The organism is Caulobacter henricii, from assembly GCF_001414055.1.
GTDB lineage: Bacteria > Pseudomonadota > Alphaproteobacteria > Caulobacterales > Caulobacteraceae > Caulobacter > Caulobacter henricii.
The window spans coordinates 2,730,191-2,747,147 of sequence record NZ_CP013002.1; the positions used below are offsets into that span (position 1 = coordinate 2,730,191).

The following is a 16,957-nucleotide window of genomic DNA, read 5'->3' on the forward strand; positions in this document are numbered from 1 at the left end:
TCTCCGGCGGCAAAAAGCGCCTGACGCGCATCCCGTAACAGATGGCTGATCCGCGACACAACCCGCGACCAAGGTGGTCAGGCCATCAAAAAGTTTGATGCAGCACAGGCAGAGTCCGATAGAACAAGTCATGCCCTACAGCCCATGCGCGCCCCGGATCGAGGTTTGCGGCCTCTTTGCACCAGCAATCGCGGTCAGACCTTAGCGAAAACATTTCAGGATCTTTAAAGTTCGTAGCGGCCTGAACATGGGAGCGCCAAACGTTCGCAGGAAACGTGTCGGAATATTGACACTTTTAAGGCGTTTCGAACGCGAAATATTTCGCGACTACCCCAAGTATACTATTCCAGAATTCGCCTGCAACTAGGTAGAAATTCGGGCGCCGGGCCGCCAAGACGCAATCACATGCGTCACTTTTGCTACACAGACGGCCAATTGTTGCAGGAGCGCATTGCGAAAGATTGACCCAGGTTCATCAGACGTCACTCTCCCAGCCAATTCGCGTCGGTCACGCCGCGGGTTGGGGGCGTCATGACTTGGATCAAACCGAGACGACGCAAAAAAAATTATGTTGGAGGTTTGATGTTTAACCCGCTGTCCACCCGGAAACGCCTGCTGGCGACTACCGTGCTCTGCGGCGCGATTGCGCCCATGGCCATCGCCATGCCCGCCTTTGCCCAGACCGCACCCGCTGCTGCAGAAGCCGTGCAGGTCGAAGAAATCGTCGTCACCGGTTCGCGCATCGCACGTCCGGACCTGGTCTCGTCGAGCCCCGTCGCCACGGTCGGTGACAAGGAACTGAAGCAGTCGGGCGTGGTCAACACCGAGAACCTGCTCAACACCCTGCCGCAAGCCGTCCCCGGCATCACCTCGACGGTGAACAACGGCAGCAACGGTACCGCCACCGTCAACCTGCGCGGCCTCGGCTCGAACCGCACCCTGGTTCTGGTGGACGGCAAGCGTCAGACCCCGACCACCCAGGCCGGCAGCGTCGACCTCAACCTGATCCCGCCCGCGCTGATCAAGCGCATCGAAGTGGTGTCGGGCGGCGGCTCGGCCGTTTACGGCTCGGACGCCGTGGCCGGCGTCGTCAACTTCATCCTGAAGAACGACTTCGAAGGCATGGAAGTCTCGGCCGGCTATCAGGCCACCGATGACGGCGAAGCCCCGATCTATTCGGGCGACGTGACCTTCGGCGCCAACTTCGCCGACCGCAAGGGCAATGTCGTCCTGAGCCTCGGCTACAACAAGCGCGAAGCCCTGACCCAGGGCGAACGCGGTGGCATGCTCAGCCGCGCCTGGGGCGATAACGCGACCCGCACCGGCCTGGTGCCGTCGGGTTCGGGCTCCATCGAGCCGGGCCGCGTCGACCCGTTCGTCGCTGGCCGGTTCATCACCCTGCCGGGCGTTGCCAACCTCGCTGCCAACTCGGGCTTTTTCCTGAACGACGGAGGCATCCGCCTCTACAACTCGGCGAACGACACCTACAACTTTGCCCCGGTCAACTACGTCCAGACCCCGCAAGAGCGTTTCTCGGTCACCTCGCTGGCCAGCTACGAAATCAAGCCGGGCCTGACCGCCTATGCCAAGGGCAATTTTGTCAGCAGCCGCGTCGTCACCCAGCTGGCTCCGACCCCGGTCGGCAACCGGATCTTCCGCTTCAGCCTCGACAACAACCCCTTCCTGACCGCTGCGGCCAAGACCGCCCTGAACAGCATGGGTTCGAGCACGGCCTATTCGATCCCGGCCAGCAGCCCCTGGGCCACCGGCACCTATACGGACGTCGACACCGACGGCGACGGCCTGTTCGAAACCGTCACCGGCGTGTTCAACAAGCGTCTCAGCGACGTTGGCCCGCGCGTCTCGAGCTTCAACTTCACCGGCTTCCAGGTCCAGCTGGGCCTGAAGGGCGACATCGAGGCCATCAACGGCGGCTTCGACAGCTACTTCCAGTATGGCAATACCGCCGGCAGCAACTCGCTGCTGGGCGACACCAGCCTGGTCCGCATCCAGCAGGGCCTGCTGCTGAACGCCGCCGGCACGGCCTGCGCCGATCCGTCGGGCGGTTGCGTTCCGGTCAACATTTTCGGCCAGGGCACGATGTCGGCGGCTGCCGCCAACTTCATCAAGACCCGCATCAACTCGTCGCAGGACTATGAGCAACTGTACGCCGGCTTCACCATCAGCGGTGATACCGAAAACATGTTCTCCCTGCCGGCCGGCCCGATCGGCTTCGCCGTCGGTGGCGAATATCGCGCTGAAGACTTCTCGTTCAACCCCAGCCAGGATCTGGCCACCGGCAACCTGACCGGCTTCAACGCCAGCCCGCCTGTCTCGGGTCGCTTCGACGTCTATGAAGCCTATGCAGAAGTGCTGGTTCCGCTGCTGAAGGACCTGCCGTTCGTCAAGTCACTAGACCTGGAACTGGCCGGCCGCGTGTCGGACTACACCACCCAGCCGGACCCGGTTGAAACCTACAAGGTGGCCGGAACCTGGAAGCCCTTCGAAGACCTGCTGCTGCGCGCCTCGTACAACAAGGCAATCCGCGCTCCGTCGGTCGGCGAACTCTACGCTCCGCAGAGCAACGGCTTCCCGACCGCTACCGACAACTGCTCGGCTCGCGCCACCCCGAACGCTGCTACCCGTCAGGCCTGTATCAATTCGGGCGTCGCGGCGAGCGCCGTTGGTGTGATCAATGCCAACCAGCAGACCCAGACCCTGTCGGGCGGCAATCCGAACCTGCGTCCGGAAGAAGGCAAGACCATCACCTACGGTTTCGCCTACACCCCGTCGTGGCTGCCGAACTTCTCGATCACCGGTGACTACTTCTCGATCGAGATCACGGACGCCATCGCCAGCTTCGGCGGCAGCGCTTCGAACGTCATGAACGTCTGCTACGGCGCGCTTGTGAACGGCAACCCGTCTTCGCCTTACTGCCAGGCCATCCGTCGCCTTGCCAACGGCTCGATCGACTTCATCTCGCTGACGGCTCAAAACGTGGCCACGGTGAAGACTGAGGGCTTCGACGTCGGCGTGACCTACCGCACCACCCTGGAAGACCTCGGTCTGCCGGATTGGGGTTCGCTGTCGTTCCGCTCGCTGTACACCAACACCTGGGAAAGCACGACGACGCCGGACGAAATCTCGACGCCGATCAAGTGCGCCGACAAATTCGGTACCCGCTGCGGCAACCCGACCCCGCGTCACAAGCTGCGTTCGGCCGTCAACTGGAAGTTCAACCAGTTCGGCATGAACCTGGTTTGGAACCACCTGGACGACGTGAACGACGACGCTCCGGCCACCAAGTACACGGTCGAGCGTATCGGCGCGAAGAACTACTGGGATCTGTCGGGCGACTGGGAAGTCAACGACAACGTCGCCTTCACCGGCGGCGTCAAGAACCTGACCCAGGAAGCCTATCCGATCCTGGGCGGCAACGCCTCGCCGTCGAACAGCGGCTATCCCGCCGCCTACGACGTCCTGGGCCGTACGTTCTTCATCAACGCCCGTCTGCGTTACTAAGACCTGACCTGGCCGGGCGTTTCGGCGCCCGGCCGGGAAAGCGCTGGAGAAGCAAGATCTGGCCCGTCCCGGCACCCCGGGGCGGGCCTTTTCTTGTTTGCTTCTCCGCACACAGAAAAACGTCCTCGCTCGATTGCGCAGACGGCGGATTTCCGGTCTGGATTCGTCAGATCTTTAGCGCGGCACGGTTTGGCCGCCTGTTCCGGACGGGAAGCCCACTCAATGACTCGATCCAAAGCCATGGCCGGCGCAGCGCTCGTTCTGCTGATGTCCCTGACCGGCGCAAGTCTCGCCACTGCTCAGATCACCCCGCCCGACCAGGCCTTCGCCCAGCCGGTCGGCAGCGACTATTTCCTCGCCGACTACACCGGCTATGAGGCCTATCTGAAGACCCTCGCCGGGCAGTCGGACCGCATGAAGCTGGTCGATATCGGCAAGACCGAAGAGGGCCGAACCCAGTGGATGGCCGTGGTCTCATCGCCGGCCAACCTGGCGAAACTGGACCACTACAAGACCATCGCCCGCCGCCTGGCCAAGGCCGAGGGCGTGTCCCGGGAAGAGGCCACCAGGCTGGCCGCCGAGGGCAAGGCCGTGGTCTGGATCGACGCCGGCATGCATGCCAACGAGACCGTGACCTCCCAGGGTCAGATCCAGGTCCTGCACCGGATGCTGACCGAGAACGACCCGGAGACGATGCGTCTGCTGGACGACGTGATCATCCTGTTCGCCCACGACAATCCGGACGGCATGGAGCTGATCTCGGACTGGTACATGCGCAACGAGGATCCGAAGAAGCGCGAGTTCGGCTCGGTGCCGCGCCTCTATCAGAAGTACATCGGCCACGATAACAACCGCGACAGCTTCATGGCCCAGATGGCCGAAACGACCAACGTCAACCGCCAACTGTTCCGCGAGTGGTTCCCGCAGATCGTCTACAACCAGCACCAGACCGCGCCCAACGGCATGGTAGTGTTCGTTCCGCCCTTCCGGGATCCGGCCAACTACAATTACGACCCGCTGGTCATGACCACCCTGCAGGAGGTGGGCATGGCCATGCACAGCCGCTTGGTGGCCGAGGACAAGCCCGGTTCGAGCGCCCGCAGTGCCGCCCCCTATTCCACCTGGCACAACGGAATGGAGCGCTCGATCGCCTATTTCCACAATGCTGTGGGGCTGCTGACCGAAATCACCGGCGGGCCGACGCCCATGCCGCTGAACCTGGTGCCCGACGCCCAGTTGCCCAGCAATGACCGGCCCATGCCTGCTCCGCCTCAGATGTGGCACCTGCAGCAGACCCTGGACTACCAGTGGAGCCTCAACCGCGCCGTTCTGGACTATGCGTCGCGCAACCGCGAACGGATGTTGTTCAACATCTGGAAAATGGGGGCCAACGGCATTGCCCGAGGCAACCAGGACAGCTGGACGCTCAGCCCCAGCAAGATCGACGCCCTGAAGGAGGCGGCCAGGGACAAGCCCTTCGAGGGGCGTGGCGGTGCCGTCGACCCGACGCTTTACAAGACCGTCTTGCAGGCCCCGGAACGACGCGATCCGCGCGGCTTCATCCTGCCGGCTGACCAGGCCGACATGCCCACGGTCGTGGCGTTCCTGAATGCCCTGATCAAGGCCGGGGTCGATGTCGAACAGGCTGACAAGGCCTTCACCGTGGCCGGCAAGACCTATCCCGCCGGCTCCTATGTCGTGAAGACCGCCCAGGCCTATCGTCCTCACGTGCTCGACATGTTCGAACCGCAGGATCACCCGCACGACACCGAATATCCCGGTGGCCCGCCCAAGGCCCCCTACGATGTCACGGGCTATACCCTGGCCTATCAGATGGGCGTCAGGTTTGACCGCATTCTCGACGGCTTCGAAGCGCCGACCACGCGGGTTCCGGACCTGATCACCGTCAGACCCGGCGCGATCAAGGGTTCGGGCAAGGCAGGCTGGCTGATCAGCCATGAGCCCAATAACAGCTTCACCCTGACAAACCGCCTGCTCAAGGCCGGTGCCAGCGTGCAGTGGCTGAAGGACGGTGCCAAGGCCGGCAAGGTCGCCTTTGGTCCGGGCGCGATCTGGGTGCCCGCCTCGCCTGCCGCCCAGGCGGTGCTGGCCGCCAGCGTCAAGGATCTGGGTCTCGACGCCTGGGCAGTCGGTGCCAAGCCCTCCGGCCCCACCCTGCCCCTGAAGCCGGTGCGGATCGGCCTGGTCGATGTCTATGGCGGCTCGATGCCCTCGGGCTGGAACCGCTGGATGTTCGAGCGCTTCGAGGCCCCCTTCCAGGTCGTCTATCCGCAGCGACTGGACGCCGGAGACCTGAACAAGGACTTCGACGTCCTCGTCTTCGCCGACGGGGTCTTCCCGGCCCCCTCGGGTGGCCCCTTCCGTGCCGGTCGCGGTGGTCCGCAACCGAAGCCGGAAGAGATCCCGCAAGAATACCGGGCCTGGCTGGGCCAGGTGACCGACACCAAGACCCTGCCCCAGGTCGAAGCCTTCGCGAAGGCCGGCGGCACGGTGGTGGCCATCGGGGCCTCGACCCGCCTGGCCACCGCCCTGGGCGCGCCGGTCGAGGTGGCCACCGGCCGGATCGAGAACGGCGAGCTCAAGGCCTTGCCCAACAAGGAGCTCTATATTCCGGGTTCGATCCTGCGGGCCCGGGTCGATAACCGCCAGCCCCTGGCCTATGGCCTGCCGGATCAGGTGGACGTGTTCTTCGACCGCAGCCCGACCTTCACGCTGAAGTCTGATGCCAAGGGCGTGTCACGCGTCTCCTGGTTCGACAGCGAGACTCCCCTGCGCAGCGGCTGGGCCGTTGGCCAGGAGAAGCTCAAGGGTTCGACGGCGATCCTCGATATCGACCTGGGCAAGGGCAAGCTTCTGGCCATGGGCCCCGAGATCACCCAGCGCGCCCAGTCCTATGGAACCTTCAAGTTCCTGTTCAACGGCCTGCTCTACGGCCCGGCGATCGCCGCCACGCGATAACGAGAAGGTCCTGGCGGCGGCCTGCGCCGCCAGGACCTTCTCGTCTTGGACGCTACGTCGGTGACATCAGGGTCTGGGCGAGGTGGGCCTCAGGCGCTGCGCTGAAACGGCGCGGCGGGGCAATGCTCGGCCAGGAACTCGCCGTGACTGGGCAGGGCCGCTACCTGGGCTTTGAGGATCGGAGCTGACTGGTCGAGCGTCTGCTGGATTACGGCATAGGGCACCGCATCGACCAACTGCTGATAGCGGCGCGGGCGCACCCCCATGCCCTCCATCACCGACTGCCAGCTCGGCGCGCGGAACATGTCATCGACCCCGTCGCGCAGGAGGCCGCTGGCCCGGAACAGCTCCAGCCGCTCTCTCAGGCTTTCGGGCGGAACGACCGCCTGGTAGTCGCGCCAGAACGGCGTGTCGTCGCGCTGGGTGGTGACATAATGCAGCACGATGAAGTCGCGGATCTCTTCATAGTCCATCGTCATGCGCCGGTTGTATTCGGCGGCAAGGCCGGGATCGAAATCCTTGTCCGGGAAATAGCGCAACAGGAAATCCATGCCGCGATAGATCAGGTGCAGGGCGGTGGATTCCAGCGGCTCGATGAAGCCTCCGGCCAGACCGATGGCCACCACATTGTTACGGAACAGGCGCTTGCGCATTCCGGTCTTGAACGGAATGAAATTGGGGCCCAGCAGGACCTCGCCCTCGATCTGGCTCAGCAGGGTGGCGGCGGCTTCGTCCTCGCTGAGGTATTTGCTGCAGAACACATAGCCGTTGCCGGCCCGGTGCTGCAGCGGAATGCGCCAGCGCCAGCCGGCATCCTGGGCCTGGGCCACTGTATAGGGATGCGGGTCCTTGACGTTTTCGGTCTGGGCGACCACCGCGCGGTCACACATCAGCACGTCCGACCAGTCCCGGTATTCCTCGTCCAGGGTCTTGCCGATGAGCAGGGCCCGGAAGCCCGAGCAATCGATGAACAGGTCGCCGGAGACCTCGGTGCCGTTCTTCATGATCACCCTCTCGACGAAGCCGTCGGGACGGGAGACCACATCGGTGACTATGCCTTCGGTGCGCTTGACTCCCCGGGCCTCGGCAAAGTCGCGCAGATACTGGGCGACCAGCTTGGCATCGATGTGCAGGGCATAGTTGGCCCCGCTCAGCAGGGACTTCTGGGCGCGGACCGGCGGGATGAACTTCCACTGGTCGGCCATCACCGTGGCCGGGGCGAAATCCTGCAGGTTTGACGGATGGCCATTGGCCTTGGCCCGAAGCCAGCACTGGTAGAATTCGTGCCGTCCGATGGGGCCGCCAATCTGACCAAAGGGATGGTAGTAGGTCTCGCCCTTGTTGCGCCAGTTCTCGAAGCGGATCGCCAGCTTGAAACTGGCCTGGGTCTTCTGAATGAAGTCCTGCTCGTCGATGCCCAGGCTGCGGATCAGCTGCAGGAAGGGCGGAATGGTCGACTCCCCCACGCCGATCGTGCCGATCTCCTCGGACTCGATCAGCTCCACCGCAACTCCGGTCTTGTGGAAATAGTGGCTGGCCATGGCCGCGCAGATCCAGCCGGCACTGCCGCCGCCGACGATCACGACCTTGCGGATCCCGTTCTGATTGGCGTCCTGCATGTCCGTCCCTGTTCTCGTCTCTTATTGCGCGGCAAGCGGCGTGGGCCGCGCGTATTTTTCCAGAAAATCAGAGTGGGTCGGGGCCCCGTCGACGGCCGCCCTTACCGCCTTGCGCATTTCGTCCATGCCCCGGCGCAGTGACGCTACATCCAGGCCATCGAGACTGGGATCCCAGGTCTTGGGCAGGATGTCGAAGCCCGTATAGATCGCCAGCCAGCTGGCGGGCTGGAACATCTCCCAGCGATAGCGGATGAAATGGCCGCGCTCACGGAACATCTCGATCTTGTGCTTGAGGGTGTCCGGCACGTCCACGGCCCGGCAGTCGCGCCAGAAGGCCGTGTCCTCACGCTGATTGGCCTTGTAGTGCAGGATGATGAAGTCGCGCACGCGCTCCATTTCCAGCCGCGACATCTCGTTGAATTCGTCGGACACCGCGGGATTGAAGGACCGGTCCGGGAACAGCTGCTTGATCTTCTCGATCCCAGTCTCGATCAGGGCGATGCTGGTGCTCTCGAGCGGCTCCAGAAAGCCCGAGGCCAGGCTCAGGGCAATACAGTTGCGGTTCCACGCCTTCCGTCGGCGGCCCGGTGTGAACCGGATCTGCCGCGGCGCGTGCAACAGAGGATCCGGCACTGAGGCCTGCAGTTCCCGCAGAGCTTCATCGTCGCTGATGTGGCGGCTGGAATAGACATAGCCGTTGCCATAGCGGTGCTGCAGCGGGATCCGCCAGCGCCAGCCGGCCGTCTGGGCAGTGACATCGGTATAGGGCGGCGGCGCGCCGTGACCTTCGCTCTGCACCGCATAGGCGCGGTCGCACAGCAGCCATTGGCCCCAGTCCTCGTAACCCGTCTGGAGCGCCTCCTCGATCAGCAGGCCCCGGAAGCCCGAGCAATCGATGAAGAGGTCGCCCTCGACCGACGCGCCGCTGTCGAGTGTGACCGACGCGATGAAACCGTCTTCCGGGCGCAGATTGACCTTTGTGATCCGGGCGTCGATCCGCTGCACGCCGGCCGCCTCGGCGACCTGCCGCATCAGGCCCGCGAACAGCCCGGCATCGAAGTGCAGGGCCCAGTCGAACACCGACAGGCTGGAGGGCGGATTGCGCGAGGGCTGGGTGAACTTGCCACCCTTGGCCAGAGCGGCACCCAGCGAGTATTCGCCGATCTCGGCCGTCTCGCCTTCAGCCCTCAGCCGAAGCCAGTAGTTGTGAAAGGGTACGCCGCGCAGGTCCTGACCAAACAGGCCGAACGGATGGATGAAGGACGAGCCGGGCTTCAGCCAGTCCTTGAAGCGGATGCCCAGCTTGCAGGTGGCACCGGTGGCCCGCATCACGTCGAGATCGCTCAGACCCAGGGTCTGATAGAAGCTGCGGATCGTCGGGATGGTGGCCTCACCGACTCCGATTGTGCCGATCTCCGAGCTCTCGATCAGGGTGATCTTCAGGGGCGAGCCCTGGAAATGACGTTGCAGACTGGCCGCCGCCATCCAGCCGGCCGTGCCGCCGCCCACGATCACGACGCTGCGGATTCGGTTGTCCGTCACGGGCTGCTCCAAGGTCGCCCTCGCAATTCGCCTTCAGAAAGATCCGGCGGCCGCCGAAGCTATCGCCTCACGTCTGAACCGGACAGGTCCGGGTGCAAAAAAGAGCCGCCGTGACGAGGGGGTCACGGCGGCCGCAGGAGGTGAGCCTAGATGTTACCAGCGAGCCCGCAGGCCGACCGTGTAACGCGGTTCAAATTCGTTCTGGCTGATGTACTGGGTCTTACCAGCCGCAAACTTGGCGTAGTAATCCTCAATCTCGCCGGTAACGTTCGAACCGTTGAAGTAAACGGTCACGTTGTCGCGAACATTGTAGCTGACGTTCACATCAACATAGCCCGTGCTATCCTGATAGATCGGGATGTTGTTGCTCATCACGCTGGACAGACGATCGGTGCGATAGTTGTAGGCGACACGCGCCTGCAGCTTCTCGTCCTGGTACCACCCCACCAGGTTGAACTGGTGCTTGGAGTTGTCGACGAAGGACAGCTTCTTGCCGTCCAAGCCGACCCGCGACTCCTTGCTGGGCGAGTTGGTGTAGTTGGTGTCGACGCCGAAGTTCGACAGGAAGCCGGCATCCGGCAGGATGTCGCTCATGGCGAGCTTGGCACCCACTTCCAGTCCCTTGACCTCGCCGCCGTCGCCCTGGATGGGCAGGGAGACGCTGACGGTGCGACGGATCACGCCGTCCTGGTCGGGGAAGCGGCCGGTCGTCGTTCCGCCGGTCACGAAGCTGTCGATCTTCAGCTTGAAGGCCGAGATGTTCAGCATCGAGGCGCGGCCGAAATAGTACTCGACGGCACCGTCGAAGTTCTGCGAGCGCCAGGGATCCAGGTTCGGGTTACCCGAAGCGCTGGCACCGGTCACGCAGCGGACGTTCGGCAGGGCCGCGCCGCAGTCGGAGGTGAAGATCGACAGACCGCCGCCATAGTTGCCCAGATCCAGCGGCTGCATGGTCTTGCTATAGGCCGCGCGGAACTTGAAGTGCTCACCCAGGTCGTAGACCAGGTTCACCGACGGCAGCCAGTCGGTGTACTTGCGCTTGGTGACGGCATCGCCAGCGTCGGCGTTTGTGTCACCATAGTTGCGGGTGTCACCGGTGAGGTTCTGCTTCACCGTCAGTTCGGTCTCGATGACCCGCAGGCCGAAATTGCCCGACAGACCGCCCAGCTCGAAGTTGGCAGCGCCGAAGGCGCTCTGTTCGCGCAGGCTGACATCATAGGTCTGGCCGGGGATCGGCACGCGGATCGCACCGCCGAAGACCTTCTTGTGGAAGGCTTCCGCATCATCGAAGTCGCGCGGATCGATGGCCCAGAAGCCGGGAATGCCGCTGGTCACGCCACCCAGGTCATCGACCCAGACGGTGTTGTTGTAGGTGTCGAGACGGGTCGGGGCATTGACGGTGTAGCCCTGGAACACCTGCAGACCGGTGACCGGGTCACGCACGAACTCGCCCGCCTGGCACTGGTTCTGGCTCATGACGACGTCGATGGCCTTCCACTGGGCCTCGCAACCGCCCGCCGGAACCGGCGTGCCGTTGGCCTGAACCGAGCCCGGCGAACCACCATAGAAGCCCGAGAACAGGTGGAACTGCTCGACATCGACCGAACGCTCGCTCTGACGAACGCCGGCATCGATCTTGGTGATGAAGCCCAGGAACTTGTCGTCGAACGCATAGTGACCGTCGGCGCGGAACACGTTCATGTCCGACTCGACCTCATTGTTGCCCTCCGACGAGAAGGCGCCGATCGCATAGCTGTCCTTGTTGGCCATGTAATCTTTGAGGGTCTTGCCGGCGCCCAGACCTCCTGCGAGCGGCTTGTCGAAGCCCGACCAGACCGGATGATCACCGCCGATATTGTAGTGCAGCTGCGGGTTGGCTCCGTAACCCTGCGGGTTCGGATCCAGGTAGCAACCGCCGGCGCTGCCGACGACGGCATTGGTGCGGCGGGCGACCGGGAACTTGTCGCAGATGGCCTTCGGATAGAAGGTGCCACGCGTCCGGTCATTGGCATCGCGGAACAGGTTGAAACGGCCTGGCGCATAGCGCCAGTTGCTCAGGTCGCCCTGGGCCTGGCCGTTCATGCTCAGACGTTCACCGTCAGCGCGGATGGCGCGGGTCTCGAAGGTGAACGGACCGCCGTTGTCGTAGTTCAGTTCCAGATTGTAGTTCTTGGTCTTGGACTTGGTGGTGCGGTTGACGGTGAAGGAATTTATCCACCACGCATCGATGTCGTACTCGTCGACCGCCAGCCAGTTGCCGATGCCGACCGACGTCGAGGCCGTGGGCTTGGTCCAGGCCCCGAAAGCACCGCCGTCCCAACGGTTGGAGATGTTGATGCCGACGGCGCGGTTGTATTCCTCCAGTTCGGCGTAGAAGCCTTCAGCGATCAGGCTGAAGCCTTCGCCGAGATCGGCTTCGAAGGCGACATTGACGCCCAGGCGATCACGCTCGACGACGCGGTTGAAGCTCTCGAAGCCGTGGGGCGAGATGTAGCTGTTGGGGAAACTGCCACCCCAGTCATTGTTGCCCGACAGGCCGACGGTGCCCGAATAGTTGTTGCCCAGGTTCGACTTGCTCTTGGCGGCCGAGACCATCAGGCCGACGCGGTCATTGCGCCAGTTCAGGACGCCATTGGCCAGGTAGTCGTTTTCAGAGGTGCGATCGCCCTGCTGGCCTTCGAGGCCACCAGCGAAGGTGAAGCCCTTCGGCAGCTGGAACGGACGGCGGGTCTTGAGGTCAATGGTGCCCGAGATGCCCGAGAGGGCGTTCTTCGGATCCGTCGACTTGAAGACCAGCACCTGGTTCATCAGCTGGGACGGCACATCCAGCAGGTTCGGCTGGGCCGAGCCCATATTGCCGGCGCTGAGATACTGTTCGCCGTTCAGCAGGGTGATGACCTGGGCCAGACCGCGGATGTTAACCGTGGTGCCCTCGCCGGCATTGCGCTGGACCTGGATGCCCGAGATGCGCTGCAGCGAGTCGGCGATGGTGACGTCGGGCAGCTTGCCGATGTCTTCCGCCGAGATGGCGTCGACGATCGAGGCCTGCTGACGCTTGACGTCGACCGACTTGATCTGGGACCCGCGAACGCCGGTGACGATCACTTCCTCGACCTGCGTGGCATCCTGGGCGAATGCGCCGGTGGTCAGAGCCACCTGCGAGGCGCCGGCCAGCAAGGCCACCGCCAGGCCGCGCGTCAGCACGGCTTTCCTACGTTGATTAGTCAAATTCCTCGCTCCCCAACTAACGTTTTTATGGTCGTTCGCCCCGTTTCCAGGCCCGCCGTCTTTGCGACGGGCTCCGGAACCGATTGAGCGGCTTCAAGGCCCGGCGAACCGTTGTCCGCATTGTCCGTCGTGACGGCGACCCCCAGCGCCCGGGCTGACGATTCCGGCCCCTCGCCGTCATCGGTTGACGTCAACCATCATCAAATGTCCCACCCAAGTCAACAAGAATGTCAACGTTGTCATTTTGGCCCAGCAGGCCTGCCAGCGTACGCCAAGGGGGCCGCGATCCGCCCCATTCCTATCAGGGCAAGGCCGTAAAATGACCATTCAGCCCGGTAAATCCGCCAAAAATGGCGCTATGGGCCCACTTCGGACCAATTTCAGACCCCAACCAAGGCTACATGATAACGCTCCCATAGCTCGCCCGGCACGAGATTATCCCCCGAACCCCAGAGGCTGACAGCGCTTGCATGCGGGGCGGAGGTCGAATTTTTTGTCCCAAAAATGTCTTGATAAATGACCCAATTTGACCTGATCTTGTCCAAAGACATGACAGGATAGACATCGTCGGCTATGGCTGATGACAGGCGTCTCCTTGCCGCCACGGCCCCGGCTGTGGTGGAGTCCGGCAAGAGGCGCGAAACCGGGTGAAGAAACGAAATGGCGACGATCCACGATGTGGCCGAACGGGCGGATGTCTCGCCCAAGACGGTCTCTCGCGTGCTCAACGAGCATGAAAGCGTCAGCGCCAAGACGCGGGACAAGGTCCGTGCCGCCATGCAGGAGCTGGGCTATCAGCCCAGCGCGGTAGCCCGCAGCCTGCGATCCCAGACCTCGTCCTCAGTTGGGGTCCTGATGGGCGACCCCAGCGGCGGCTACCATACCCGGATGCACCACGCCCTGTTGCTCGCCTGTGTCGAGACGGGTCGCCATCTGACCGTCGATCTGTTCGATGGGCCCGTCGCCGGATGGCAGGATCGCATCCGCGCCTTCGTTGCCGATGGTGGCGTCCGCGAGATGATCCTGCTTCCGCCGGAATGCGACTTTGGTCCCCTGAAGGAACTGATGCGCGAGCTGGAGGTGCGTTGCGTGCTCATCTCGCCGACCAGTCCAGACCCGCATTTTCCCGCCATTGCGATGGATGACCGGGCCGCCGCCCGCGAGGTCGTCGAGCACCTGTTCAGCCTGGGCCATACCCGGATCGGCCACATCTCCGGCCACCCGGACCACGCGGCCAGCACGCACCGACGCAATGGCTTTTTCGAAGCCTATGCCGCGCGAGGGCTGCCCCGTCCCGCAGCGGAGCTGATTGCCGACGGCGAGTTCACCTTCAAGACCGGCGTCGACGCCGCCAAGGCCCTGCTCGATATCGACGAGCCGCCGACGGCGATCTTCGCCGCCAATGACGACATGGCCGCGGCAACCTGCATGGAGGCCCAGCGTCGCGGCCTTCGCATCCCTGACGACATCTCTGTGGTCGGCTTCGACGATGCTCCGATTGCCGGGGTGATCTGGCCGACCCTGACCACGATCCGCCAACCCTTCGAGCAGATGGCGCTGCGCGCGCTCCAGACGTTCAGCGCCTGGAACGCCAATGAGGTGGCCGGCAAGGCCGCCGTGCCGTTCCTGGCCCAGTACAGCCTCGTGGCCCGTGAATCGACCGGCCCGGCCCGTACCGGCGGCCCGCCGAAACGAAAGACCTGAACCCTTCGCCGCCGAGCCGATAGCGGCCTGCGGCCCATACAACGATAACGGAGGAAACATGAACCGGCAGACATTCCAGGGCCTGGCCCTGGCGCTGATGATCGGCGCGTCGGCAACGGCGTTGAACGCCCAGGCCCAGTCGTCCAAGCCGGCCGCTGCGGTCCTCGAACAGCCCTGGCTGAACCCCAAGCTGGACCCCGACAGTCGTGCCGACCTGGTGGTCAAGGCCATGACCCAGGATGAGAAACTGACCCTCGTGTTCGGCTATTTCGGGGCCGACATGAAGCCGAAATACACCCGCATCGAGGGCTCGCTTCCCGGTTCGGCGGGCTATGTGAAGGGCATTCCGAGACTCGGCATTCCCGAGCAGTTCGAAACCGATGCCGGTATCGGCGTCGCGACCCAGGGCAGCGCCAAGGAGTTTCGCGAGCGCACCGCCCTGCCCTCTGGCATGGCCACCACCGCCACCTGGAATCCGGACCTGGCCTTCAAGGGCGGTGCCATGATCGGCTCCGAGGCCCGTGACTCCGGCTTCAACGTCATGCTGGCGGGCGGCGTCAATCTGGTTCGCGAGCCGCGCAATGGTCGCAACTTCGAATATGGCGGCGAGGATCCCCTGCTGGCCGGCACGATGGTCGGGGCCCAGATCAAGGGCATCCAGTCCAATCACATCGTGTCGACGATCAAGCACTATGCCCTTAACAATCAGGAGACCGGCCGGTTCGTGGCCAGCGCCAATATCGGCGACGCCGAGGCCCGCACTTCCGACCTGCTGGCCTTCCAGTTCGCCATCGAGCAGTCCGATCCGCACGCGGTGATGTGCGCCTATAACCGGGTCAACAGCGTCTATGCCTGCGAAAGCGACTGGCTTCTCAATACCGTCCTGAAGAAGGACTGGGGCTACAAGGGCTATGTCATGTCCGACTGGGGCGCGGTCCATTCCGGGGCCAAGGCCGTCAATGCCGGCCTTGACCAGCAGTCGGCCGGGGACGCTTTCGACAAGCAGAACTTCCTGGGCTCGGTCCTGAAGGCCGACCTGGCCAGCGGTGCCGTCAGCGGCGCGCGTCTCGACGACATGGCTCGCCGTATCACCCGCGCCCTGTTCGCCAGCGGCGCGGTCGACCACCCGGTCAAGATCGCCCCGATCGACCTGGCGGCCAACGGCAAGGTCAGCCAGGCCGATGCCGAGGAAGGCATGGTCCTGCTGAAGAACGAAGGTAGCCTTCTGCCTCTGGCCAAGACCGCGAAGACCATCGCGGTGATCGGTGCTCATGCCGATGTCGGGGTGCTGTCAGGCGGTGGCTCGTCGCAGGTCTATCCGGCCGGTGGCCGCGCCGTTCAGGGCCTGCTGCCCGCGACCTGGCCGGGCCCGGTGATCTACTATCCCTCCTCGCCCCTGAAGGCGCTGCAGGCGCGCTTCCCGAACGCCAAGATCAGCTTCAGCGACGGCAAGGATCCGGCTGCCGCCGCCAAGCTGGCCGCCGCCAGCGATCTGGCCATCGTCTTCGCCGATCAGTGGACCACCGAGTCCGAGGATGTCTGGACCCTGAACCTGCCCAAGGACCAGGACGCCACCATCGCTGCCGTCGCCGGGGCCAACAAGCAGACCGTCGTTGTGCTGGAAACCGGCGGCCCCGTGGTCATGCCCTGGCTGAAGGACGTCGGAGCCGTTCTGCAGGCCTGGTATCCGGGCACCAATGGCGGCGAAGCGATCGCCCGCGTCCTGACCGGCGAGGTCGACGCCTCGGGACGCCTGCCGGTGACCTTCCCCAAGGACGTCAGCCAGCTTCCCCGCCCCAAGCTGGACGGTGACCCCAAGACGCCCGCGGCCCTGTTCGACATCGACTACAGCATCGAAGGCGCAGCGGTCGGCTACAAGTGGTTCGACCTGAAGAAGCACGAACCGCTTTTCCCGTTCGGCTATGGCCTGTCCTACACCCGGTTCGCCTATTCCAATCTCAAGGCTTCAAACGCCGACGGCGTGCTGACGGTCAGCTTCGACGTCAAGAACACCGGGGCCCGCGCCGGCAAGGATGTGCCGCAGGTCTATCTCGCTCCCAAGGCCGGCGGCTGGGAGGCCCCACAGCGTCTGGGCGGCTTCAAGAAGGTCGAGCTTGCACCCGGTGCCAGCACCTCGGTGACCCTGACCGTCGATCCGCGCTTGCTGGCGACCTGGGACGGCAAGGCCCATGGCTGGTCGATCGCCGGCGGTGACTATGCGGTGACGGTCGGTGCGTCCTCGCGCGCGCCTGCCCTGACCTCGACGGTTGCTCTTCCGGCTCGGGCCCTGCCGGTTTCGTCCGCCGCGAAATAGGCCCTAGGCCCAACGAGAAACGGCGCGGCCGGGGCAACCCGACCGCGCC

At 64.0% G+C, this 16,957-nt stretch carries 6 protein-coding genes and 1 pseudogene; 4 read left to right on the forward strand and 3 right to left on the reverse strand.

The window, feature by feature from the left end; all coding sequences use genetic code 11:
- Positions 1 to 582: 582 nt before the first annotated feature.
- Together AQ619_RS12805 and AQ619_RS12810 are read left to right on the forward strand one after the other, a co-directional pair.
- The gene (locus tag AQ619_RS12805; protein ID WP_062148211.1) at positions 583 to 3,522 is read left to right on the forward strand and encodes a TonB-dependent receptor domain-containing protein; all 2,940 of its coding nucleotides are present in this window, start codon (positions 583 to 585) and stop codon (positions 3,520 to 3,522) included.
- 133 nt (positions 3,523 to 3,655) lie between these two features.
- Positions 3,656 to 6,501 (forward strand): annotated as a pseudogene (locus tag AQ619_RS12810) (M14 family metallopeptidase).
- Positions 6,502 to 6,590: 89 nt separating this feature from the next.
- Here AQ619_RS12810 and AQ619_RS12815 read toward each other — a convergent pair.
- From AQ619_RS12815 to AQ619_RS12825, 3 genes are all read right to left on the reverse strand, one after another.
- Positions 6,591 to 8,120, reverse strand: a complete 1,530-nt coding sequence (locus AQ619_RS12815) for a tryptophan halogenase family protein (protein ID WP_062148217.1) — start codon at positions 8,118 to 8,120, stop codon at positions 6,591 to 6,593.
- Between the two features lie 21 nt (positions 8,121 to 8,141).
- Positions 8,142 to 9,662 (reverse strand): tryptophan halogenase family protein, encoded by a 1,521-nt coding sequence (locus tag AQ619_RS12820; RefSeq protein WP_062151657.1) that lies wholly within the window; start codon positions 9,660 to 9,662, stop codon positions 8,142 to 8,144.
- A 153-nt stretch (positions 9,663 to 9,815) separates the two neighbouring features.
- Positions 9,816 to 12,890: a TonB-dependent receptor gene (locus tag AQ619_RS12825; protein ID WP_062148220.1), complete on the reverse strand. Its 3,075-nt coding sequence runs from the start codon at positions 12,888 to 12,890 to the stop codon at positions 9,816 to 9,818.
- 660 nt (positions 12,891 to 13,550) lie between these two features.
- On the opposite strand from AQ619_RS12825, the gene AQ619_RS12830 reads away from it, so the two are divergent.
- Both AQ619_RS12830 and AQ619_RS12835 read left to right on the forward strand, forming a co-directional pair.
- Complete coding sequence (locus tag AQ619_RS12830; protein ID WP_062148223.1) at positions 13,551 to 14,594, forward strand: LacI family DNA-binding transcriptional regulator; 1,044 nt, start codon at positions 13,551 to 13,553, stop codon at positions 14,592 to 14,594.
- 58 nt (positions 14,595 to 14,652) lie between these two features.
- On the forward strand, positions 14,653 to 16,908 hold the full coding sequence (locus AQ619_RS12835) for a beta-glucosidase family protein (protein ID WP_062148226.1): 2,256 nt from the start codon (positions 14,653 to 14,655) through the stop codon (positions 16,906 to 16,908).
- The last annotated feature ends 49 nt before the right edge of the window (positions 16,909 to 16,957 follow it).